We start from the raw sequence: 22,551 nt of genomic DNA on the forward strand, positions 1-22,551 counted from the left end.
GAATTGCGCTCCGCGCAACCCAGCCCGCCCGGGCTGCGTTGTGGCCCGCACATCAAGGCTGACGCCGGCAAAATCCAGCCCCGCCGGCGTTTGAGGCGTGGGGGTCCCCCCGGACGGAGTCTGGGGGAGGGTCTGGGGCGGAGCCCCAGGGGCCCGGGCGCAGCCCGGGGACGCTTGCGCGGCGGCGCCGGGCCCGGGGGCAGGGATTACCCGGGCCGGGAGGCCATGGGCCGGTCGCCACGGACGGTAGCCTTGGCCCGTGCCCCGTCTCTCTGAAGTCATCGCCGCGCTGGACGCTCTCTGGCCCCCCTCGCGGGCCGAGCAGTGGGATGCCGTCGGCACCGTCTGCGGCGACCCCGACGCCGAGGTCTCCCGCGTCCTGTTCGCCGTGGACCCCGTCCAGGAGATCGCCGACGAGGCGGTGAAGCTGGGCGCCGACCTGATCGTCACCCACCACCCCCTCTACCTCCGCGGCACCACCACCGTCGAGGCCGGCACCTTCAAGGGCCGCGTCGTGCACACGCTGATCAAGAACGACATCGCGCTGCACGTGGCCCACACCAACGCCGACACCGCCGACCCCGGAGTCTCCGACGCCCTCGCCGGCGCCCTGGACCTGCGGATCACCGGCCCGCTCGTGCCCGACCCGACCGACCCGGAGGGCCGCCGCGGCCTCGGCCGGATCTGCGAGCTGGACCGCCCCGAGACCCTCCGCGAGTTCGCCGGCCGCGCCGCCGCCCGGCTGCCGCAGACCGCGCAGGGCATCCGCGTGGCGGGCGACCCGGACTCGGTCATCCGTACCGTCGCCGTCAGCGGCGGCTCGGGCGACAGCCTCTTCGACCAGGTCAGGGCCGCCGGCGTGGACGCCTTCCTGACCGCCGACCTGCGCCACCACCCGGTCTCCGAGGCCCGCGAGCAGAGCCCGCTGGCCCTCGTCGACGCCGCGCACTGGGCCACCGAGTGGCCCTGGTGCGAGCAGGCCGCCGCGCAGCTCGACGCGATCTCCGAGCGCCACGGCTGGGGTCTGCGGACCCACGTCTCGCGCACGGTCACCGACCCGTGGACGGCCCACGCGCCGTCCGTCACACCCCCTTCTACCTCTGGAGCCCCCAACTGAACGCCGAGCCCGCCGACCAGATCCGACTTCTCGACGTCCAGGCACTGGACGTCCGGCTGTCTCAGCTCGCCCACAAGCGCAAGTCGCTGCCCGAGCACGCCGAGGTCGACTCCCTCACCAAGGACCTGACGCAGCAGCGCGACCTGCTCGTGGCGGCCCAGACCCAGGCGAGCGACGCCGCCCGCGAGCAGACCAAGGCGGAGCAGGACGTGGACCAGGTGCGCCAGCGCGCCACCCGCGACCAGCAGCGGCTCGACTCCGGCGTCGGCATCTCGGCCCGGGATCTGGCGAACCTGCAGAGCGAGGTCGTCTCCCTCGCCAAGCGGCAGGGCGACCTGGAGGACGTGGTCCTGGAGGTCATGGAGCGCCTGGAGGCCGCGCAGGAGCGCGTCACCGAGATCACCGACCGGGTCGCCGCCCTGGAGGGCAAGCTGACCGACGCCACCGCGCGCCGCGACGCCGCCACCGGCGAGCTCGACGCCGAGGCCACCAAGGTCACCAAGGACCGCGAGGTCATCGTCGCGTCGATGCCGGCCGACCTGATGGCGCTGTACGAGAAGATCCGCGTCAAGCAGGGCGGGGTCGGCGCCGCGCGCCTCTACCAGCGCCGCTGCGAGGGCTGCCGTCTGGAGCTCGACATGGCCGAGGTCAACGAGATCAAGGCCGCGGCCCGCAACCAGGTCGTCCGTCACGAGAACTGCGGCCGCATCCTGGTCCGTACGGCGGACTCGGGCATCTGATGCCGGGGCGTGTCGGGTTCGTCGTGGAGGCGGACGGCGGTTCCCGGGGCAACCCGGGGCCCGCCGGCTACGGCGCGGTCGTCCTCGACCCGGCGACCGGCGAGACGCTGGCCGAGCGCGCCGAGTACATCGGCGTCGCGACGAACAACGTCGCGGAGTACAAGGGCCTGATCGCCGGTCTCAAGGCCGCCCGGGAGCTGGACCCGGACGCGCGGGTCCGGGTCCGGATGGACTCCAAGCTGGTCGTCGAGCAGATGTCGGGCCGCTGGAAGATCAAGCACCCCGACATGAAGCCGCTCGCCGCCGAGGCGGCCGCGATCCTGCCGCGCGCGCAGGTGACGTACGAGTGGATCCCGCGCGAGCAGAACAAGCACGCGGACCGGCTGGCCAACGAGGCGATGGACGCGGGCAAGCGCGGCCGGCAGTGGGAGCCCTCGGACTCCACGGCCGCCCTGGACACCTCGGCGGCCCGCGCCCTGGCCGCCCCGTCGCAGGGCCCCCCGGGGGACGCGGCGAAGGGGGCCGCGGCGGTCCGGGCCGCCCTCGCGGCCGGCGCGGGCGCGCGGAGCGGCGCGACCGGCGCGGCCGGCGCCTCCGCCGAAACGGGCGACACAGGCGGGCCGTTCGGCGCGGCGGAAGCCCGCGCGGGCGCTTCTTCCCGTACGTCGGCCCCTGCATCGGCGGTCGCGGAGGCAGGGGCCGACACCCTGTTCGCGGAGCCCGAGCCCACCGCATCGGGATCCGCCCCCTCCCCGGCGCCGTCCCCGGCCCAGGCCGCCCCCGCCCCGGCGGCCACGCCCCCCGCGGGCGGCCAGGGTTGGGGCCCCGACATGGGGACCCCCGCCACCTTCGTGCTGCTGCGGCACGGCGAAACCGCCCTCACCCCGCAGAAGCGCTTCTCCGGCAGCGGCGGCTCCGACCCCGAGCTGTCCCCGGCCGGCCGCCGGCAGGCGTCCGCGGTCGCCGAGGCACTGGCCGCCCGCGGCACGATCCAGACGGTCATCAGCTCCCCGCTGCGCCGCTGCCGCGAGACCGCCCAGGCCGTCGCCGACCGCCTCGGCCTCACGGTCACGGTCGAAGAGGGCCTGCGCGAGGTGGACTTCGGCGCGTGGGAGGGCCTGACCTTCGCCGAGGTGCGGGAGAAGTTCCCGGACGACCTCCAGGCGTGGCTGGACTCCCCGAAGGCGGCCCCCACGGGCGGCGGCGAGAGCTTCATGGCCGCGACCCGCCGGATCTCGGCCACCCGCGACCGGCTGCTGGCCGCCCACGCCGGCCGCACGGTCCTGCTGGTCAGCCACGTGACCCCGGTCAAGATCCTGGTCCGCCTCGCCCTGGGCGCCCCGCCGGAGGCGCTGTTCCGCATGGAACTCTCCGCGGCCTCCCTCTCGGCGGTGGCCTACTACGCGGACGGCAACGCCTCGGTCCGCCTGCTGAACGACACCGCGCACCTGCGGTAGCCGGTGCCGGGAACGGAACGGACTGGACCCCCGACGCGGCGTCGGGGGTCCAGTCCGTTCCGTTCCGTTCGGTTCCGGATCAGGCCGTCAGTCGATGACGCGGCGTATCTCCGTCGGCCAGGCCCACAGCGCGAGGACGCCCGAGGGCACCACGAGGGCCAGGCCGATCGTGGCCCACGTCCAGGCGTTCGCGATCGTCTCCAGCGCGTCGGTGACCTCGGATCCGCACCCGAACCTCCCGCAGTCACCGGTCGGAACCTCGGTGCGCGCGACCACGATCAGTGCGATGACGGACATCAGCGCGCCGATCCCGGCGAGGGCGAGCCACCCGGTGACGTAGGGGGCGGCCTGCGCGTACGGGGCCCGGCGCTGCACGTAGGCGAGCTCGGTCCGGATCATCGGCTGCCCGCTCGCGGTGCGCGGACCCGGCACGCCGGCCACGTTCGCGGGGGCCGGGGCGGGGGCCTGGACTGGGGCGGGGACCGGCTCGGAGGCCGGCTTCTCAGGGGTGGTCACGGGCATTCCCATCTCGTCTTCACAGGAGCGCCCACCGCGCCGATACCGCCGGTGGGCCTCGATGATCGTATGGGTGACCCGGCGTCAGAATGAAGGGCCGTCTCACCGTTCGGCGGGCATCGGTGCGGGTCGGCGGATGGTCAGGCGGTGGGCTTCCTGGTCACGTACTGGAGTTTGATCGCCTTGGCTTCTTCCGGGGTGCCGTTCCCGCCGGAGCCCTTCATGAAGGCTCCCGTGTCGGTCTTCGACTTGCCGGATCCGAGCCGGTCGGCGGCGCAGATCGCAGTGCCGAGGTAGTCGCCGTCCTTGTCGAGGACGTCGTAGACCACGAAGTAGTCGGCGTCGTCGGTGCCGTTGTTGGTGATCTGGCAGGTGATCTTGTAGGCGCTCTGGCTGCCGAACTCGCCCAGTCCCTGGTTGAGGATCTTCACGTCGCGTTCGGCGACGCCTCCGGGTATGGCGCCGTTTTCCCGTACCTCCCCGTCCGGTCTGACGGTGCGGTTGCTGCTCTGCGGGGCGGGGAGCGGGGCTGCGGTCACGGTCTCCGTGGCGGTCACGGTCACGGTGGGCGCCGGAGCGGCTTCGGTGGAGGCAGGGCTGACATTCAGCGCGTAGACGAGGGCGGCGGACGCCGCCGTGAGGCTGACGAAGGCCACAGCGGTCGCGGCGATGGCCGCGCGCTTCCACGCGCGGGGCACCATCACGGCGGGAGGTGCCACCGGCATGGGTGGAAGAGAGGCGGTCTCGCCCGCTTCGAGGCTGTCGGGTTGGTCGGACACGAGGCGGGTCTCCTTTGGGCTGCCCCCGCGTATACGGCGCGGGCCGCCGGTAGTTACCTGGGGTAAGGGCCGGTGGATGTTAGCGAGGTATGGGCGTCACCAGAAGGTCCGTCTCAAGCCGTGGGAGGGGTCCTCGGGCACGGCAAAGCCCCCGCCGACCGTCCGCGTGACAGCAGAAAGGCCCGTGGCCCCTCCGAAGAGGGGCCACGGGCCTGAATCCGAGGCCCTGGCCTTGGCGAATGCCGGGCCAGGGACCTGGTGGCAGAACGAGCCGGCCTGTACGCCGGGTTCTGTCGCCCGGTGACCTCGCGGTCGCCGGGGAGACGGCCATCCATCTAGGACCGGCGTTGCCGCCGGCCTCGTGCGGTCTACCCGCGAACTCGGGCGAGCAGCCCTCGATCGTCCGCGCAGACCCGTCCGAAGACGGATCCTCTTGACCTTGCTCCAGGTGGGGTTTACCTAGCCGCCTGAGTCACCTCAGGCGCTGGTGGTCTCTTACACCACCGTTTCACCCTTACCGGGGGCCAAGGCCCCCGGCGGTCTGTTTTCTGTGGCACTGTCCCGCGGGTTACCCCGGGTGGGCGTTACCCACCACCCTGCCCTGTGGAGCCCGGACGTTCCTCGGCGGGATCCGGGGATCCCGACGCGACCGTCCGGCCGACTCGTCTGCCGTGCTGGCCATGTTACCCGGGGCGACGGCCTCGCTTGACCTTGACGCAGCGGCAGGGTTTCTACTGAGGTCATGCGGATCGGAGAGATCGCCGCGCTCGTCGGGGTCACCACCCGGGCGATCCGGCACTACCACCATGTCGGGCTGCTCCCGGAACCGGAGCGGCGACCCAACGGATACCGGGCCTACAGCGTCCGCGACGCCGTGCTGCTGGCGCGCGTACGCCGGCTCACCGAGCTCGGGCTCAGCCTCGACGAGGTGCGCGACGTCCTCGCGGACGACGCCGGGCGCGAACTGGCCGACGTACTCGAAGAGCTCGACGCCGACCTCGCCCGGCAGGAGGCCGAGCTGGCCGAGCGCCGGCGGCGGCTCGCCGTGCTGCTGGCCGCCCCGCCCGGGGAGGCCGAACCGCTCTCGCCCGCGCTCGCCGCGCTGCTCGCCAAGGCGCCGGCCACCGATTCGCCGACCGCGGCCAAGGACCGCGAGCACCTGATGCTGCTCGACGCCTCGGGCCCCGCCGGCGAGGAGTTCTACGCGGCCCTCGGGCCGCTGGCCGGCGATCCCGCGGTGCTCGCCCTCTACGAGCGGCTGGACGCGCTCGCCGACGCCGCCGCGGACGACCCGCGCATCGCGGCCCTGGCGGCGGACATGGTCGCGGCCGTCCCCGACGAGGTGTTCGCCGCGATCCCGAAACGGGGCGGCCCGGTCGTGGCCGGGTTCAAGGACGCGCTGCTCGCCGATTTCGCGCCCGCCCAGGCGGAAGTCGTACGCCGGGTCATGGAGGCCTTCATGGAGAGGGGCACGGGATGAGCGTCGTGACGACGGGCGGGGTGCGGGCGGCGCGGATGGCCGCCGCGGCCGTCATACCGGCGGAACTGGTGCTGGTCTGCTGCCTGGTCGCCGGAGTGCGGCTCCCCGCGTGGGCGACGGCGGCGTCCGAGGTGCTGGTGCTCGCCGTGCTCCTGCTGGAGGCCCGGGTGCTGCGCGCGCTGTACGCCGCCGCCCGGGCCCGGGGTGCGGAGCCCCGGGCGGCCTGGTGGGAGGCGGTGCACACCGTCGTCCCGGTCCAGGTGCGGCGGCTGCTGCGGCACGAGCTGCGCGCGACGGCCTCCCTCGGGTGGTGGGCACTGCGCCGGAAGCACGGGGTCCGGGCCGGGGACCTGGCCGCCGGATACACCGGACCGCAGACCGCCATGATGTACGGGATGGTCTTCGTGTCGGTGGTCGAGACGGTCGCCCTGGCCTTCCTCATCCCCTGGCCGGCCGTCCACCGCGTGGTGCTCGTCCTCGACGTGTACGGCATCGTGATCATGCTCGCCCTGCACGCCGCCTGCGTGACGCGGCCGCACGTGGTCGGCCCGGACGGCTCCCTGCGGATCCGCTACGGGGCCCTCTTCGACCTCGTCGTCCCGCCGGACGCGGTGGCCTCGGTCCGCGTCGACCGCCGCTACCCAGAGGGCCGGCTGGTCACCGTCTCCGAGGACGGGGTGCTCGACCTGATCGTGGGCAGCCAGACCACGGTGACCCTGGAGCTGGCCCGCCCGCTCCCCTTCACCCGCCCGCTCGGGGCCCGGGGAGAGGCACGGACCGTCCGCTTCCACGCCGACGACCCGGCGGCGCTCGTTGCCGCGGTGCGGGCGGCGCCCGGCGACGTCCAGGCCGGCGACGCCCCGGCGGGGCGCGCCTGACCGGGCGCGCCTGACCGGGCGCGCCTGACCGGGCGCGCCTCACCGGCGGGTCACTACGGCACGCTGAAGAGGATCTTGTCCACGTTGAGGCCCGCTTCCGGGTCGGCCCGATCCAGCGTGGCGCGGACGCTCGCACCGAGCACGAGACTCGCGCTCGCCGACGTGATCCGGCCCATCACGGGGGGCTCCGCCAGATAGGCCAGACCTCCTGACACCGGCGCGGGCGCGTCCACGTCGGTGTTGATGACGGCGGCGTCGAAGGTCTCGCCCTTCCGCTTCATGAGCAGGGCCGCCTCCACGATGTCCACGGATTCCCTGTCCGCCGTGCCTCCCTTTCCGTCGGCCATCCTGCCCGGCAGGCCGTCCAGGGCCGCGAGCACCCAGGCCGGCGGGGCCTGGCCCGCACAGGCCGCCGCGCACAGCTCACCGCTGTACCGGTCGACCAGGCGCCGCATCGGAGCCGTGCAGTGCGCGTACGGGGCCGCGATCGAGGCGTGCACGGGAGACGGGGGGACGGCGCCGTTGCGGAAGGTCGTGTACTCCGCCCGCTTGAACAGGCGGGTGGCCTCGTGGAGGAAGGCCGCGTGGTTCTGCAGGCCCGGTTCGAGCTTGCGGATCAGCTCGGCGTACGACATGTGGTCCGGCCAGTCGATGCCGAGCTGCCGGGCGATCAGGCGCAGTCCCGGGACCGGGTCGGGCGTCCTCTTCCGCTGGGTCCGCAGGATGCCCGTACCGCTGTCCAGCATGATCTGCGCCGCGGCCATCCCGGTCATGAGGGAGAGCTGCTCGTTCCAGCCGTCCACGCCGAGCGGCGCCCGGTAGGCCAGCCGGAACTCTCCGCCCTCGAAGTCGACCTCCTGGTCCGGCAGGACGAGCGAGACGGCGCCGCGTTCGGCCTCGACGTCCTCGCGCAGCCTGCCGATGTCGCGCAGCAGGAGGACGGACTCCTCGGCCGTACCCGCGTCGATGTCCTGCTGGACGCCCGCGTAGTTCAGCTTGGCCAGGCTGCGGACCAGGGCGCGGCTCACGTTCGAGTCGGTCACCGTGCCGTGGGCGTCCAGGTCGTGCTGCCACAGCAGGGCGGGGACGGTCTGGTTCGGCAGCAGGCTGGCCGCGCCCTCGGAGAGCACGGGCGGGTGCAGGGGGACCTTGACGTCGGGGAAGTACAGCGTCTCGACCCGTTTGTTGGCCTCGGCGTCCAGCAGGCCGCCCGGCGTGACGAAGGCGGCCATGTCGGCGATGGCGTAGTGGACGCGGAACCCGCCGCCCGGCCGCCGTTCCAGGTACATGGCCTGGTCGAGGTCCCTCGAGTCCGGCGGGTCGATCGTGAAGAACGGCAGGTGGGTGGCGTCCTTGTGGGACAGCGAGGGTGCCTGGGCGGCCGCCGCGGCGGCCTCCAGCACGGGTGCGGGGAAGTCCGCGTCGACCTGCATCTGCTTCCGGAGCTTCTGCAGGGCGGTGCGCAGTGCGGCCTTGGCCGCGTCTGACATGTGCATCGGGCGACGGGGCATGACCCGAGCGTAGGTCGGCGGGCACGGAACGGCGCGGTGGGCGGGGCCGGGCGGGGCGCCGCCGGGCGGGGCGCGGCCGGGGCGAGGTGGAAGGGCTCCGCGCGGGAGGGCCTACGCTGGCATGTCGGGGCCGCACCCCCGCGCTGTGCTCGTACCGAAGGAGAACCACCGTGCTCGTGCTGCTGCCGCCGTCCGAAGGAAAGGCCGCCGGCGGCTCCGGCGCACCCCTGGAGCCGGAGACGCTGTCGCTGCCCGGCCTGGCCGCGGCCCGCGCGGCGGTCCTGGACGAGCTGGTCGAGCTGTGCGCGGCGGACGAGCTCAAGGCGCGCGAGGTGCTCGGCCTGAGCGAGGGGCTGCGGGGCGAGGTCGCGAAGAACGTGGAGCTGCGCTCGGCGGTGGCCCGGCCGGCGGGGGAGATCTACACCGGCGTGCTGTACGACGCCCTGGGCCTCGCCGACCTGACGCCGGCGGCGCGCACGGCGGCCGAGGACGCGCTGCTGGTCTTCTCGGGGCTGTGGGGTGCGGTCCGGATCACCGACCGGATCCCCTCGTACCGCTGCTCGATGGGCGTGAAGCTGCCGGGGCTGGGGGCGCTGGGGGCGTACTGGCGGGAGCCGATGGCCTCGGTCCTGCCCGAGGCGGCGGGGGAGGGGCTGGTCCTGGACCTGCGGTCGTCGGCGTACGCGTCGGCGTGGAAGCCGAAGGGGGAGGTGGCGGGGCGGACGGCCACCGTGCGGGTGTTGCACGCGCAGGTGGTGGACGGGGTGGAGAAGCGGTCGGTGGTGAGCCACTTCAACAAGGCGACCAAGGGGCGGCTGGTCCGGGACCTGCTGCTCGCGGGGGCGGCACCCGCGTCCCCGGCGGCGCTGGTGACGGCCCTGCGGGACCTGGGGTACGTGGTGGAGGCGGAGGCTCCCGCGAAGCCGGGCAAGTCGTGGTCCCTCGACGTGGTGGTCACCCAGATCCACTGACCGGCCGGTCCGGCTACCCCTGCGTCTGCGGCGCCGCTGCGGGGGCTCTGCCCCCGAGCCCCCGCGCCTCAATCGCCGGCGGGGCTGGGTTTGGCTGCGCCTGTGCGTCTGCGGCGCCGCTGCGGGGGCGCTGCCCCCGGACCCCCGCGCCTCACACGCCGGCGAGGCTGGATGTGCCCCGCGCCTCAATCGCCGGCGGGCTGGATTTGGCCTGATGCCGCCAGCTTGGTGCGGCAGCGTCAGCCCCCCCAGCAGCTGGGCCGGAGACAAACGAGGACGGGGCCACATCCAGCCTCGCCGTCGTTTGAGGCGCGGGGTTCGGGGCGGAGCCCCGGTTTGTAAGCGGTACTTGTCCGACCAGGCGGGCGAAATCAAGCCCCGCCGGCGATTGAGGCGCGGGGTCTGGGGCGGAGCCCCAGGGGCCCGGGCGTAGCTCGGGGGCGGAGCCCCGGCGGCCTAGCGGCCCAAGGGCCAGGCGACCGCCGCCGGGGTCTGGGGCGAGGTGCCCGCGTACTGCGCGCACGCGTCCGTCAGGGTTTCCAGGAGGGTGAGGGGGTCCGGGAGGGGGTGTTCCATGCCACGGAGCCAGGTCACCGACTGGTCACCGGGGAGGGCCGCCGGGGGGACCAGGACGTAGCTGCCGCGGCAGTGCCAGCGGAGCCCCGGGTGCTCGTCCATCGTCTCGGGATGGCAGTCCAGTTCGCACGGCCACCACTCGTCCTCGTCCTCCGGGGTGCCGCGCGTCGCGGTGAAGAAGAGCATGCGGGCCTGTTCGCCCGTGCCGCCCGACTCGGCGACCGGGCCCACCTCGATGCCGGCCTCCAGCAGGCGGGCGAGGGCGGCGGTGCCGGCCTCCAGCGGGACGTCGAGTACGTCGTGGACCATGCCGGTCGCGGTGATGAAGTTGGCCTGGGGCTGGTTGCGCGCCCAGCGTTCGACCTGCGCGCGGTCGGTGGTCGACTGGGTCTGCCAGGCGAAGGAGAGCGGGTGCCGTGCGGGCGTCGGACAGCCGATCCGGTCGCACGAACACCGGTAGCCGGCGGGATGGGCGGCGGGGGCGAGCGGCAGACCGGCGCCGGCGACGGCCAGGAGGAGCGCCTCGCGATCGCGTCCGGGGTCCTCGGCGGTGGGTTTCTGCCGCCGGCGCAGCCACTGGGAAATCCTGCTCTGCTCGCCGCGTTTGACGCGGCCGGACTCGGACCCCATCTATCCCCTCACCTCACCGTTGCCCCGGCGGACCTTCACATGGTCCCACCATCCTGCGCCCCGGGTGACCGCTCTCCGCGACCGGGGGGTTCGGGATGGGCAACCGGAAATCACCAGATAAGCATGAAATTCGGGCAATTGACCTCGGGCGGCCTTCGACGCGGCTAGTCCGCGGTGACGTTTGCCACCCCGCCCGGCCCCCCGCCCGGCCCCCGACCCGCCGCCCCGCCCGCCATCCCGCCCAGTACCCGGTCCACCAGCGCATCCGCATAACCGTGCGTCAGCGGAGCCGTCCGCAGCAGCCAGCGGTGCGTCAGCGGACCGAGCAGCATCTCCACCGCCAGCCGCAGATCCGCGTCCGGCGCGAGCTGCCCTGCCTCCCTCGCCGTGCGCAACCGCGCCTCGTACAGGGCGAGCTGGGGCTCCAGCAGCTGCTCGTTGAAGCGGGCCCCCAGCTCGGGGTCGGTCGCCCCGGCCACCGTCAGGGCGCGCAGGGGGGCCTCGTACTTCGCGTCGTTCAGCTCGTCCACCGTCGCCCGCAGTACGTGCTTCAGGTCGGCCGCGAGATCCCCCGTGTCCGGGAAGCCGGTCCACTCGGCCGCCGCCTCCGGGTCCCCGGCGAGCGCGAGCGAGGCGTCGAGGAGGACGGCGGCCTTCGACGGCCACCAGCGGTAGATGGTCTGCTTGCCGACCCCGGCGCGCGCCGCGATGGCCTCGATCGTCAGCTTGTTGTAGCCGACCTCTCCGACGAGGGCGAGCGAGGCGTCGAGGATGGCCCGCCGGGAGCGGTCGCTGCGGCGGGTGGCGTCAGGGGTCTTGGGCATGGCGCCAAACTACCAACCGAGACGTCTCGTCTTCGTCTGGTCCCGTAAACCACCCAATCAGTTCACTGCGTTGTCCTGCTTCAGGAGAGACGATTCTCTCCACTACTCGTCGTGAGTCGTGTAAGTCGTGAGGAGCCTTCTTTGCGCAGAGACGCCACACCCCGGCGCTACCTGATGTGCCCACCCGCACACTTCAAGGTCACGTACTCCATCAATCCGTGGATGGACCCCACGAAACCGGTGGACCTGCCCCTCGCACTCGCCCAGTGGGAGGACCTGAGGGACCGCTACCGCTCCCTCGGACACACCGTCGAGACCCTCGTACCGGACCCCGCGCTGCCCGACATGGTCTTCGCGGCCAACGGGGCCCTGGTCGTCGACGGCCGGGTGCTCGGTGCCCGGTTCGCCTATCCCGAGCGGGCCCCCGAGGCGGAGATCCACCTCGACTGGTTCCGCGGTCACGGCTACCAGGACGTCCACGAGCCGTCCCACGTCAACGAGGGCGAGGGGGACTTCGCCGTCACCGCCAGCTACATCCTGGCCGGCCGGGGCTTCCGCTCCAGCCCGCTCTCGCACGACGAGGCCCAGGAGTTCTTCGGCCGCCCGGTCATCGGACTGGACCTGGTGGACCCGCGGTACTACCACCTGGACACGGCGCTCAGCGTCCTCGACGGCGACGAGGTCATGTACTACCCCGGCGCCTTCTCGCCGGGCAGTCAGGCCGTCCTCCGGCGGCTCTTCCCGGACGCGCTGCTCGCCGACGGGCAGGACGCGGCCGCGCTGGGCCTGAACGCGGTCTCGGACGGCCGGCACGTGCTGCTGCCGCAGGCGGCGACCGGGCTGCTGGCGCCGCTGCGCGACCGGGGGTTCGAGCCGGTGCCGATGGATCTGGGGGAGCTGCTCAAGGGCGGCGGCAGCGTGAAGTGCTGCACGCAGGAGCTGCGGCCCTAGCGGCCCTGGCGGTCATCGGTCGCTAGCGGTCCTCGGCCGGCGCCGCCGGCGGCCAGTCCTGGCCCCAGGCGGCGTCCCGCGCCGCCTTGTAGAGGTCACCGTGGCGCTTGGTCACGGTGGCCCGGGTCAGGCCCTCGTCCTCGGGACCGCACAGGTCGAGCAGGACGAGGCCCTTCCGGATCTGCGGCTTCCGCGTGATCCGGGAGGGGGCCGGGCGGGTCGGGAAGCGGGTCGCGGCGACGTAGCTGAACTTCTCGTCCTCGTACGGGAGGGAGCCGCCCTTGACCTTGCGGTGCAGGGAGGAACGGCTGACGCGCGCCGAGAAGTGGCACCAGTCCTGGCCGACCTCGATCGGGCAGGTCCCGTCGTGCGGGCAGGGCGCGGCCACCCGCAGCCCGGCCGCGATCAGCTGGTCGCGGGCCTCGCGGATGCGGAGGTAGCCCTCCGGGGTGCCGGGTTCGATCAGCACCACGGCCTGGCCGGCGCGGGCGGCCTCGGCGACGACGGCGGTGCGGGCCTCGGGCTTCAGCTCTCCGAGCACGTACGAGACGGTCACCAGGTCGGCGTCGGGGAGGGACAGCCCCGAGCCGATGACGGCCCGCCGCCAGTCCGCCGCGCGGAGCACGGGGGAGGCGGAGGCCGCCGCCAGCTCCTTGCCGAGGGCCAGTGCGGGCTCCGCCCAGTCCAGGACCGTGGTCGCGCGGGGGCCGTCCCAGGTGGAGTCCACCGCCCAGGTCGCGGCGCCGGTGCCGCCGCCGACGTCCACGTGCGAGCCGGGGGCCCAGTCGGGGGCGGCCTCCGCGAGCCCGTCGAGGGCGGCCCGGACGGCCTCGAAGGTGGCGGGCATCCGGTACGCCGCGTACGCCGCCACGTCGGAGCGGTCGCGGAGGACGGGGGCGTCGGTGGGGGTCTGCCCCCGGTAGCTGGCGATGAGCCGCTCGACGGCGGCGGAGGCCTGCTTCGGGGGGAGCCCGTCGAGCAGCCTGGCGAGGGCGCTGCGGAGGGTCTCGGCGGTGGAGGCGTAGGCGGAGGCGTTCACCAGCGAAGTTTACGGCGCCGACGGGCCCCGCCGGGCGGCCGCCCCCTCGGGGCTCCGCCCCGTGCCCCGCGCCTCAAGCGCCGGCGGGGCTGGATGTGCCCCCGCTTTGAACGTCGGCGGGGCTGGATTTGGCTCAGGCCGCCCGCAGGGAAATTTCAGCCTCGCCGGCGTTTGAGGCGCGGGGGTTCGGGGGCGGAGCCCCCGCAGCGGCGCCGCAGGGGCGTGACGGGACGGCTAGGCGGGGGTTTCGCGGGGGTGCCAGGGGCGGCACATGCCGAGGAAGCAGCCCACCGACAGGAGGGCGCACGCCACCTGCACCACGGCCATCGGCACGGCCGTGTCCTCCCCCGCGATCCCGACCAGCGGGGACGCGATCGCGCCGACCAGGAAGGAGGACGTGCCCAGCAGCGCGGAGGCCGAGCCCGCCGCGTGCGGGGTGCGCATCAGGGCCTGGGCGTTGGTGTTCGGCAGGACCAGGCCCATCGCCGACATCAGGACGAAGAGGGCAGCCGCGATCGGGGCCAGGCCGACCTCCCCGAACACCCCCGTCGACATCAGCAGCAGCGACACCGAGGCGAGCACGATGATGCCGAGTCCGACGGCCAGCGCCTTGTCCAGGCTGACCCGGCCCACCAGCAGCTTGCCGTTGATCTGGCCGACGGCGATCAGGCCGACCGAGTTGACCCCGAAGAGCAGGCTGAAGGCCTGGGGCGAAGCACCGTAGATCTCCTGCACCACGAACGGGGACGCGGAGATGTAGGAGAAGAGCACGGCGAAGGCGAAGCCGCCGGCCAGCATGTAGCCGGTGAAGACGCGGTCGCCCAGCAGGCCCTGCATGGTGCGGAGCGCGGAACCGACGCCGCCGGTGTGCCGGCGCTCGGGCGGCAGGGTCTCGCCGAGGCCGCGCCAGACCATCAGGGTGAGCACGGTGCCGACGGCGGTGAGGATCACGAAGACCCCCCGCCAGTCGGAGAAGCGCAGCACCTGGCCGCCGATGAGCGGGGCGATGATCGGGGCCGTCCCGGATATGAGCATCAGGGTGGAGAAGAACTTCGCCATCTCGACGCCGTCGTACAGGTCGCGTACGACGGCCCGTGCGATGACGATCGCGGCCGCCCCGGCCAGGCCCTGGGCCAGGCGGAAGGCGATCAGCAGCTCGGCGGTCGGGGCGAGGGCGCAGACCGCGGTGGCGAGGACGTACACGATCATGCCGACGAGCAGCGGCCGGCGCCGGCCCCACTTGTCGCTCATCGGGCCGATGACCAGCTGGCCCAGCGCCATGCCGGCGAGGCAGGCGGTGAGGGTGAGCTGGACGGTCGCGGCCGGGCTGCGCAGGGCGGTGGTGACCTCCGGCAGGGCCGGGAGGTACATGTCCATGGACAGCGGGGGCAGGGCGGTGAGCCCGCCGAGTATGAAGGTGACGAGCAGGCCGGTGCGGCGTGCCGCCGTCAGGGGGGCGGCGGTGCCGGCGGGGGCGGAGGGCGGTGCGGGCGACGGCCCGGTCGCCTCGGATGCCTCGTCGGGCTCGGCTGAGGGGGCCGTCGCGGGGGCTCTCTCCGACATGCGGAACTCCAGTCCTCTGATCTGCTCTGTGCACCCCTGACCGGACCATGCTCTCAGCTATCGGAACGTCCCGGGGCCGGAGCCCGGTGTGACGTACCCTGCGGCCCCATGAACGCAAGTGCCAAGAAGATCGCAGTGGTGACCGGAGCCGGCTCCGGGATCGGCCGTTCCGTGGCCCTGACCCTGGCCGCGGCGGGCTGGGCCGTGGCCGTCGCGGGCCGCAGGACCGAACCGCTGGAGGAGACGGCCAGGGCGGCCGGGGACGACGCCGACGTGCTGTGCGTACCGACGGACGTGAGCGATCCGGACGACGTGACCGCTCTGTTCGAGGCGGTCCGCGCGCGCTACGGGCGCCTCGACCTGCTCTTCAACAACGCGGGCACCTTCGGCCCGGGCGGAGTCCCGCTGGAGGACATCGGCTACGAGGCCTGGCGCTCGGTCGTGGACGTCAACCTCACCGGCGCCTTCCTGTGCGCGCAGGCGGCGTTCCGGCAGATGAAGGCGCAGGACCCGCAGGGCGGCCGGATCATCAACAACGGCTCCATCTCCGCGCACGTGCCGCGGCCGAACTCCATCGCCTACACCGCGACCAAGCACGCGATGACGGGCATGACCAAGTCGCTGTCGCTCGACGGGCGCCCGTACCGGATCGCCTGCGGCCAGATCGACATCGGCAACGCGGCGACCGAGATGACCGAGCGGATGCAGACCGGCATCCTCCAGGCCAACGGGCAGCTGGCGGTCGAACCGGTGATGGACGCCGCCGACGTGGCGCGCACGGTGCTGCACATGGCGGAGCTCCCGCTGGAGGCCAACGTCCAGTTCGCGACGGTGATGGCGACCTCCATGCCGTACATCGGCCGCGGATAGCCACCCGGTCACCCGGTTGGGCGATCATGGCCGCATGACCGATACCAAGGATGCCGAAGTACTGCGCTACACCGCCTTCTCCCGGGACCCGGCGGGCGGGAACCCCGCCGGGGTCGTGCTCGACGCGGCCGGGCTCGACGACGCGGCGATGCTGGGGATCGCCGCCCGGCTGGGATACAGCGAGACCGCCTTCCTGACCGACCCGCCCCAGGGGCTGGGCGGGCAGGAGGGCCGGGCCTTCACCGTGCGCTACTTCAGCCCGAAGGCCGAGGTCCCCTTCTGCGGGCACGCCACCGTGGCCACCGCCGTGGCGCTGGCGGAGCGGATCGGGCCGGGCGACCTCGTCTTCGCCACCCGGGCGGGCACCATCCCGGTCTCCGTCACCTCCGAGGACGGGGTGCCGCGGGCCACGCTGACCAGCGTGGAGCCGCACACCGAGGAGATCGGCGCCGCCGACCTCGCCGAGGCGCTGGCCGCGCTGGACTGGCCCGAGGCGGACCTGGACCCGGCGTTCCCGCCGCGGATCGCGTACGCCGGAGCCCGGCACCTGGTGCTCGGCGCCGCCACCCGGGCCCGGCTCGCGGACCTGGCCTACGACTTCGCCCGCCTGGAGGCCCTGATGCGGCGCCTGGACCTCACCACGGTCCAGCTGGTGCACCGGACGGGCCCGGCGGAGTTCCACGTACGGGACCCCTTCCCGGTCGGCGGGGTCGTCGAGGACCCCGCCACCGGGGCTGCCGCGGCCGCCTTCGGCGCGTACGCGCGGGAGCTCGGGCTGGTTGCGGAGGAGGCCGTCCTCACGCTCCACCAGGGCGAGGACATGGGGCGCCCGGGGGTGCTCACGGTGGAGCTCCGCTCGGGTGACCCCCGGGTCAGGGTCGGCGGCGAGGGCGTCCGGCTCCCGTAACCGGGTGCGGCGCCGCTGCCGGGGGCTCCGCCCCCGGACCCCCGCGCCTCAAACGCCGGCGAGGCTTGATTTGCCCCCGGCAGCGGCGCCGCACCCGTCAGGCGACAGGGGCCTTGTCCGTCGGCCTGGGCTTCGTCTTTGCCGGGCGGCTCGTGTCCGCGAAGAACAGCACCAGCACGGGGACCAGGTAGAGCGCCCACACCGACAGCTGGAGGACCGTGGGGTCCGGCTGGAAGTTGAACACGCCCTTGAGCAGGGTCCCGTACCAGCTGTCCGGCGGGATCGCCGAGCTGATGTCGAAGGCCTTGTCGCCCAGGCCGCCCAGGAAGCGAGCCTCCTGGAGGTCGTGGACCCCGTACGCGAGCACGCCCGCGGCCACGACGACCAGCATGGCGCCGGTCCACTTGAAGAACTTCGCGAGGTTGATCTTCAGGGCGCCCCGGTAGAACAGCCAGCCCAGCACGATCGCCGTCGCGATGCCCAGCAGCACCCCGATGAGCGGCGCCGACGAGCCCTCGCCGCTGGCCCGTACCGACGCCCACACGAACAGGGCGGTCTCCAGGCCCTCGCGGCCCACCGCGAGGAAGGCGGTGGCGACGAGCGCGCCGGTGCCCATGGCGAGCGCCGAGTCGAGCTTGCCGTGCAGTTCGGCCTTCAGGTGCCGCGCGGTGCGCTTCATCCAGAAGACCATCCACGTCACCAGGCCCACCGAGATGATCGACAGGGTGCCGCCCAGCAGCTCCTGCGCCTCGAAGGTCAGCTCCTGCGTGCCGAATTCCAGCATGGCGCCGAAGGCGAGCGAGAGCGCGCACGCGATCCCGATGCCGAGCCAGACCGGGCGCAGTGCGTCCCGGCGCTCGGTCTTGACCAGGTACGCGACGAGGATGCAGACGACCAGGCTGGCCTCCAGCCCCTCGCGCAGGCCGATCAGATAGTTGCCGAACACGGCGTTTCCTCTCCGGCGGGGACTACGCGAACAGCGTCCGGCCCCACCAGTCGTCCTTGTCGCGGACGCCCGGCGGGACGGCGAAGACGGCCGAACCCACGTGCTGGATGTATTCGTTGAGGACGTCGGCCTTCGCCAGGCTGCGCTGGATGGGGACGAAGCCCTTGCGGACGTCGCGCTGGTAGGCGAGGAAGAACAGGCCCGCGTCGAGGCGGCCCAGGCCGTCCGTGCCGTCCGTGAAGGAGTAGCCGCGGCGCAGGATCGTCGCACCGTTGTTGGTGTCCGGGTGCGCGAGGCGGACGTGCGCCTCCGGCTTCATCGCCTTCAGGAACGGCTCGTCGCGCTCCTTGGACTTGCCGACGGGGGCGCCCTCGCCCTTGTCGCGGCCGAAGATGTCCTCCTGCTCGCCCAGGGGGGTGCGGTCCCAGATCTCGATGTTCATCCGGATCCGCCGGGCCACCAGGTAGGAGCCGCCGGTCAGCCACTCGCCGCCGTCGGCCGCGCCGACCCACACGTGCTTCTCCAGGGCCGCCTTGTCGGTGCCCGAGATGTTCCGGGTGCCGTCCTTGAAGCCCATCATGTTGCGCGGGGTCTGCTCTTCGGGCGTGGTCGACGAGGTCTTGCCGAAGCCCAGCTGCGACCAGCGCACCACGGTCTTGCCGAAGCCGATGCGGGCCAGCTGGCGGATCGCGTGGACGGCGACCTGCGGGTCGTCGGCGCAGGCCTGGACGCAGATGTCGCCGCCGGAGCGGGCCGGGTCCAGGTTGTCGCCGGGGAACAGCTCCAGGTCGACCAGCGCCTCGGGGCGCTTGCCCTCCAGGCCGAACCGGTCCTTGGCGAACAGGCCCGGACCGAAACCGATCGTCAGGGTGAGGCGGGAGGCCTTCAGGCCCAGCGCCTCGCCCGTGTCGTCCGGCGGGGCCTCCGGGAGACCGCCGAAACCGCCCTCGCCGACCGGGAGGCCGGCCGTCATGCGGCGGGCCGCCTCGGTCCACTCCTTGAGGAGCGCGATCAGCTCCTCGCGGCTCTTCGTCTTCACGTCGAAGGCCGCGAAGTGCAGACGGTCCTGCACGGCGCTCGCGATACCGGCCTGGTGCTCGCCGTGGAACGGCACGGCCGCCCCGGCGGCGGCCGCCGAGACCATGTCCGAGCCGCCGCCGAAAGCGGCCGCCGCCCCGCCGGCCGCGGCCGCGCCGAGCGCGAGCCCGGCCCCGCCCCAGCCAAGGACCGCGCGACGCGAGGGCGCGGTCGCGCCGGCCGCCACGGACTCGCCGGCCTCCTGCTGCTCGTACTGCTGCTGCTGCTGCGGCTGCTGCGCCGCCGACTCCGACTCGGACCCGGTCATGCTGATCTCCCGCCTCCTTCGACCCTGCTCGTTACTTCGTGACCGCGGCGGCGAGCTTCGAGAGCGGCTCACCGAGGGCGCTGACGGCGTCCGAGAGCTCCTTGCGCTCCGGCTCGGCGACCTTGTCGTACGAGGTGAACTCGTAGGAGGCCTTGTCCGTGCGGTACTTGTCCAGCAGCTCGTTCATCGCGGCGAACTGGGTGTCCAGCTGCTTGGCCAGCGCGGGGTCGTTCTTCGTGGCGATCGGCTTGAGCAGCTCGTACGCCTTCTGCGCGCCCTCGATGTTGGCCTTGAAGTCGACCAGGTCGGTGCGGGAGTACCGCTCCTCCTCACCCGTGACCTTGCCGGAGGCGACCTCGTCGAGGAGCTCCTTGGCGCCGTTGGCCATCGAGCTGGGGGTGATCTCCGCCGTGCCGACCTTCTTCTGCCAGTCGGCCAGGTCCGCCATCAGGGTGTCGGCGAGCTTCTTCTCGTCGTCGCCGATCTTGTTGTCGGCCCACAGGGCCTTCTCCAGGCGGTGCCAGCCGGTCCAGTCCTTCGCCGGGTCCTGGCCGGCCTCCAGGCCGTCCTCGCGGACGTCGACCTTCGGGTCGATGTCACCGAAGGACTCGGCGACGGGCTCGGTGCGCTCCCAGCCGATGCGGGAGACGGCGTACAGCTTCTTCGCGGCCTCGATGTCGCCGGCCTTGACCGCGTCGGCGAAGGCCTGCGCCTTGGGGAGGGTCTCCTCGGCCTGCGCGACCACGTAGGCGCGGTAGGCGGCGACCGCGGCGTCCGCCTCGGGGCTGCGCTTCTCCTCGGCGGCGCCCTTGCCGGTGGCCTTGACCTTCTGCTTGATGCCGTCGCCCTTCATGCCGGGCTTGCAGACGATCTCGTACTCGCCCGACTTGATCTCGGCGGTGATGGAGGCCTTGGTGCCGGGGCCGATGTTCTCGCGCTCGGTCACGATGCGGGCGTCCGGGAAGAGGACGTAGACCTCGGTGACCTTGGAGCCCTTGTTCTCGACGTCGATCTGCACCTTGCCGGCGGGGAACTCGCTCTTCGACACCTCGCAGGCGGTGTCGGAGGCCGCCACCTTGATCGCGCCGTCGCCGCCCGCGTCGCTCTTCTGGGAGCAGCCGGTGACGGCGGTCAGGGCCGCAGCCACGGAGGCGGCGGCGATGACGGTGAGGCGGGCGGGGCGCATAGGGGGCTCCTGGGCGTCGGGCGAGGGGCCCGTCCCAAGGGGGAGGGCCGGTGAGGCGGACCTAACTTAACCGAGGCTTACCTGACCCATACCCAGTCGTCCAGTGATTCAGCTCTCACCTTGTGGCGTCGGACACAGGGCCGTCACGGCACTCTCATGACAGCCCCATGGGCGGGTCAAGCCGAGGTCAAGCCGTAGTGACCGTTCCGTACGGGGACCACGAGCGGAGCCCCGGTGCGCGGGTGCGGGATGACCTCGACCGGCTGCCGGTAGACCCCGCTGAGCAGCGCGGCCTCGAACACCTCGGCCGGCGGGCCGTCCGCGGCGATTCGCCCGTCGTGCAGGACGGCGGCCCGGTCCGCGTAGGCGGCGGCCAGCCCCAGGTCGTGCAGGACGACGACCACCGCGTCCCCGGCCGCGGCCCGCTCCCGGCAGATCCGCAGCACGAGCTCCTGGTGGCGCAGGTCGAGGGCGGCGGTGGGCTCGTCGAGCAGGAGCAGCGGGGCCCGCTGGGCCAGTACGCGGGCCAGCGCGACCCGGGCGCGTTCGCCGCCGGAGAGGGCGGAGAAGGGGCGCGCGGCGAAGCCGGTGACCTCGGTGGCGGCCATCGCGGCGGCCACCACCTCGTCGTCGGCGTCGGCGAGGGGGGTGCCGGCCCAGGGGGCGCGGCCCATCCGTACGACGTCCTCCACCGGAAAGGGGAACGACAGTGCGGCCGTTTGGGGGAGTACGGAGCGGCGCAGCGCGAGGTCGGGCGCGCTCCAGCCGTCCAGTGCGCGGCCGTCGATCCGGATCTCCCCGGAGGCGGCCGGCAGGTCGGCGGCGAGGGCGGCGAGCAGCGTGGACTTGCCCGCGCCGTTCGGGCCCACCAGGGCCAGCACCTCGCCCGCCCGGACGGTGAGGTCGATGCCGGCGAGCACCTCGCGCTGTCCGAGCCGGACGTGCAGGCCGGTGATCTCGGCGAGGGCCGTGCCGGGGGCGGGGCGGGCGGGGACGGTCCGCCGGTTCCGGGAGAGCAGCCCGGTGAACCTGCCGGTCATGCCCAGCCTCCTTGCTTGCGGCGGGTGCGGCGCAGCAGCCAGAAGAAGAACGGGCTGCCGATCAGTGCGGTCAGGACGCCGAGCGGCAGTTCGGCGGGCTGGGCCAGGGTCCGGGCGGCGAGGTCGCCGGCCAGCAGGACGACGGCTCCGGCGAGGGCGCTGCCCGGGACCAGGAACCGGTGGCCGGGGCCGTTGGCCATGCGCAGCAGGTGCGGGACGAGCAGCCCGACGAAGGTGATGACGCCGGCCACCGCGACGGCGGCGGCGGTGAGCAGCGCGACGACCAGGATGAGGGCGACGCGCAGCCGCTCCACGTCGATGCCGAGGTGGCGGGCGGGGCGTTCGCCGAGGGAGAGGAGGTCGAGCCGGCGGGAGTAGAAGGGGGCGATGAGCAGACCGGCCAGCGCGCAGGGGAGGACGGCGAGCACCTTGGGCCAGGTGGCCTGGGCGAGGGAGCCGAGCTGCCAGAAGGTGATCTGGTTGACCTGGCCGCTGTCCGCGAAGAAGACGAAGAGGCCGATGAGGGCGCCGGCGAAGGCGTTCACGGCGATGCCGGTGAGGATGAGGGTGACGACCTCGGTCCTGCCGTTGTTGCGGGAGAGGAAGTACACGGAGGCGACCGTGAACAGGCCCGCCACGAACGCGCACACCGTGATGGTCCAGTTGCCGAAGAAGCTGAGGCCGAGGCCGATGGCGGCGACGGCGCCGACGGCGGCGCCGGCCGAGATGCCGATGACGCCGGGCTCGGCGAGGGGATTGCCGAAGACGCCCTGCATGAGGGCGCCCGCGCAGCCGAGGCTGGCGCCGACCAGCAGGGCGAGCGCGACGCGGGGGAGGCGGACGTTCCACAGGACGCTCTCCCCGACGCGGTCGAGCGGGGCGCCGCCCAGGCCCAGGCGGTGCTGGGCGGAGGCGAGTACGTCGGGGAGGGGGATGTCGTACGCCCCTGTGCCGGCGGAGACCAGGGCCAGGAGGAGCAGGGTGGCGACTAGGGCGGTGGTGAGGGCTGGGGCCTTGCGGCTGCGCCGCTTTCCGGGCGCTGCCCGGACCCGCGCCTCAAACGCCGGCGGGGCTGGATCTTGGCTGACGCCGTTCGCCGGGCGAGGCTGAGTTGCCCGCAGGGCAACCTCAGCCACGCCGGCGGTTGTGGGGCGGGGGGTTGGGGGGGGCCCCCGGTTGGGGGAAGGGGGGGGGGGGGGAGGCCCCCCCCCGGGCTCGGGGGTGG

The 22,551-nt window shown here is 73.5% G+C and carries 21 protein-coding genes and 1 other RNA gene; 9 read left to right on the forward strand and 13 right to left on the reverse strand.

The features are described from left to right. The first annotated feature begins 259 nt into the window (after positions 1-259). The 3 genes from ACFWBN_RS37600 to ACFWBN_RS37610 are packed head-to-tail and all read left to right on the forward strand — an operon-like array spanning position 260 to position 3,314. Positions 260-1,117 carry a Nif3-like dinuclear metal center hexameric protein gene (locus ACFWBN_RS37600; RefSeq protein ID WP_385185653.1) on the forward strand — a complete coding sequence of 286 codons (858 nt, stop codon included), beginning with the start codon at positions 260-262 and terminating at the stop codon, positions 1,115-1,117. After that, positions 1,114-1,857, forward strand: coding sequence for a zinc ribbon domain-containing protein (locus tag ACFWBN_RS37605; RefSeq protein ID WP_385185711.1), 744 nt, complete (start codon positions 1,114-1,116; stop codon positions 1,855-1,857). Before ACFWBN_RS37600 ends, ACFWBN_RS37605 begins: the two co-directional genes overlap by 4 nt. Beyond that, positions 1,857-3,314, forward strand: coding sequence for a bifunctional RNase H/acid phosphatase (locus ACFWBN_RS37610; RefSeq protein WP_385185656.1), 1,458 nt, complete (start codon positions 1,857-1,859; stop codon positions 3,312-3,314). Before ACFWBN_RS37605 ends, ACFWBN_RS37610 begins: the two co-directional genes overlap by 1 nt. Positions 3,315-3,401: 87 nt before the next feature. On the opposite strand, the gene ACFWBN_RS37615 is transcribed toward ACFWBN_RS37610, so the two are convergent. The 3 genes from ACFWBN_RS37615 to rnpB all read right to left on the reverse strand — a co-directional run bounded on the left by ACFWBN_RS37615 (position 3,402) and on the right by rnpB (position 5,274). Further along, positions 3,402-3,830, reverse strand: a complete 429-nt coding sequence (locus ACFWBN_RS37615; RefSeq protein ID WP_385185659.1) for a hypothetical protein — start codon at positions 3,828-3,830, stop codon at positions 3,402-3,404. Between the two features lie 140 nt (positions 3,831-3,970). Beyond that, a complete protein-coding gene (locus tag ACFWBN_RS37620; protein ID WP_385185662.1) occupies positions 3,971-4,609 on the reverse strand; it encodes a hypothetical protein in 639 nt (212 codons plus the stop codon). 263 nt (positions 4,610-4,872) lie between these two features. Then, positions 4,873-5,274, reverse strand: an RNA gene (gene rnpB / locus ACFWBN_RS37625) — RNase P RNA component class A. A gap of 77 nt (positions 5,275-5,351) precedes the next feature. Here rnpB and ACFWBN_RS37630 point away from each other — a divergent pair. Further along, positions 5,352-6,089 carry a MerR family transcriptional regulator gene (locus ACFWBN_RS37630; RefSeq protein ID WP_385185667.1) on the forward strand — a complete coding sequence of 246 codons (738 nt, stop codon included), beginning with the start codon at positions 5,352-5,354 and terminating at the stop codon, positions 6,087-6,089. Then, the gene (locus ACFWBN_RS37635) at positions 6,086-6,967 is read left to right on the forward strand and encodes a hypothetical protein (RefSeq protein ID WP_385185670.1); all 882 of its coding nucleotides are present in this window, start codon (positions 6,086-6,088) and stop codon (positions 6,965-6,967) included. The genes ACFWBN_RS37630 and ACFWBN_RS37635 overlap by 4 nt, the downstream gene beginning before the upstream one ends. A 53-nt stretch (positions 6,968-7,020) precedes the next feature. On the opposite strand, the gene ACFWBN_RS37640 is transcribed toward ACFWBN_RS37635, so the two are convergent. Continuing rightward, positions 7,021-8,478 (reverse strand): ribonuclease catalytic domain-containing protein, encoded by a 1,458-nt coding sequence (locus ACFWBN_RS37640; RefSeq protein ID WP_385185673.1) that lies wholly within the window; start codon positions 8,476-8,478, stop codon positions 7,021-7,023. Between the two features lie 170 nt (positions 8,479-8,648). On the opposite strand from ACFWBN_RS37640, the gene yaaA reads away from it, so the two are divergent. Continuing rightward, positions 8,649-9,449: a peroxide stress protein YaaA gene (gene yaaA / locus ACFWBN_RS37645; RefSeq protein ID WP_385185676.1), complete on the forward strand. Its 801-nt coding sequence runs from the start codon at positions 8,649-8,651 to the stop codon at positions 9,447-9,449. 456 nt (positions 9,450-9,905) lie between these two features. Here yaaA and ACFWBN_RS37650 read toward each other — a convergent pair whose 3' ends face one another. After that, positions 9,906-10,655: a bifunctional DNA primase/polymerase gene (locus tag ACFWBN_RS37650; protein ID WP_385185680.1), complete on the reverse strand. Its 750-nt coding sequence runs from the start codon at positions 10,653-10,655 to the stop codon at positions 9,906-9,908. A gap of 164 nt (positions 10,656-10,819) precedes the next feature. Beyond that, positions 10,820-11,479, reverse strand: a complete 660-nt coding sequence (locus tag ACFWBN_RS37655; RefSeq protein WP_385185683.1) for a TetR/AcrR family transcriptional regulator — start codon at positions 11,477-11,479, stop codon at positions 10,820-10,822. A 111-nt stretch (positions 11,480-11,590) separates the two neighbouring features. Between ACFWBN_RS37655 and ddaH the strand changes: the two genes are divergently transcribed. Then, a complete protein-coding gene (ddaH, locus tag ACFWBN_RS37660) occupies positions 11,591-12,430 on the forward strand; it encodes a dimethylargininase (protein ID WP_385185685.1) in 840 nt (279 codons plus the stop codon). A 22-nt stretch (positions 12,431-12,452) separates the two neighbouring features. Here the strand turns inward: ddaH and ACFWBN_RS37665 are convergent, their stop codons facing one another. Both ACFWBN_RS37665 and ACFWBN_RS37670 read right to left on the reverse strand, forming a co-directional pair. Beyond that, on the reverse strand, positions 12,453-13,469 hold the full coding sequence (locus tag ACFWBN_RS37665; protein ID WP_385185688.1) for a small ribosomal subunit Rsm22 family protein: 1,017 nt from the start codon (positions 13,467-13,469) through the stop codon (positions 12,453-12,455). A gap of 234 nt (positions 13,470-13,703) precedes the next feature. Continuing rightward, positions 13,704-15,032: a Bcr/CflA family multidrug efflux MFS transporter gene (locus ACFWBN_RS37670; RefSeq protein WP_385185692.1), complete on the reverse strand. Its 1,329-nt coding sequence runs from the start codon at positions 15,030-15,032 to the stop codon at positions 13,704-13,706. Between the two features lie 108 nt (positions 15,033-15,140). On the opposite strand from ACFWBN_RS37670, the gene ACFWBN_RS37675 reads away from it, so the two are divergent. Further along, positions 15,141-15,902, forward strand: a complete 762-nt coding sequence (locus tag ACFWBN_RS37675) for an SDR family oxidoreductase (RefSeq protein ID WP_385185695.1) — start codon at positions 15,141-15,143, stop codon at positions 15,900-15,902. A gap of 34 nt (positions 15,903-15,936) precedes the next feature. Further along, positions 15,937-16,809, forward strand: coding sequence for a PhzF family phenazine biosynthesis protein (locus ACFWBN_RS37680; RefSeq protein ID WP_385185697.1), 873 nt, complete (start codon positions 15,937-15,939; stop codon positions 16,807-16,809). A gap of 97 nt (positions 16,810-16,906) precedes the next feature. Here the strand turns inward: ACFWBN_RS37680 and efeU are convergent, their stop codons facing one another. The 5 genes from efeU to ACFWBN_RS37705 form a co-directional block, all read right to left on the reverse strand. Next, positions 16,907-17,755, reverse strand: coding sequence for an iron uptake transporter permease EfeU (gene efeU / locus ACFWBN_RS37685; protein ID WP_385185700.1), 849 nt, complete (start codon positions 17,753-17,755; stop codon positions 16,907-16,909). 22 nt (positions 17,756-17,777) lie between these two features. Next, the gene (gene efeB, locus ACFWBN_RS37690; RefSeq protein WP_385185703.1) at positions 17,778-19,100 is read right to left on the reverse strand and encodes an iron uptake transporter deferrochelatase/peroxidase subunit; all 1,323 of its coding nucleotides are present in this window, start codon (positions 19,098-19,100) and stop codon (positions 17,778-17,780) included. A 31-nt stretch (positions 19,101-19,131) separates the two neighbouring features. Further along, positions 19,132-20,286, reverse strand: a complete 1,155-nt coding sequence (gene efeO, locus ACFWBN_RS37695; RefSeq protein WP_385185706.1) for an iron uptake system protein EfeO — start codon at positions 20,284-20,286, stop codon at positions 19,132-19,134. A gap of 176 nt (positions 20,287-20,462) precedes the next feature. After that, positions 20,463-21,326 (reverse strand): heme ABC transporter ATP-binding protein, encoded by an 864-nt coding sequence (locus ACFWBN_RS37700; RefSeq protein ID WP_385185708.1) that lies wholly within the window; start codon positions 21,324-21,326, stop codon positions 20,463-20,465. Next, entirely contained in the window at positions 21,323-22,447 is a 1,125-nt protein-coding gene (locus tag ACFWBN_RS37705) for a FecCD family ABC transporter permease (protein WP_385185714.1), read from the reverse strand. Before ACFWBN_RS37705 ends, ACFWBN_RS37700 begins: the two co-directional genes overlap by 4 nt. Positions 22,448-22,551: the final 104 nt, after the last annotated feature.

The sequence above is a fragment of the Streptomyces sp. NPDC059989 genome (assembly GCF_042736975.1).
Lineage (GTDB): Bacteria > Actinomycetota > Actinomycetes > Streptomycetales > Streptomycetaceae > Streptomyces.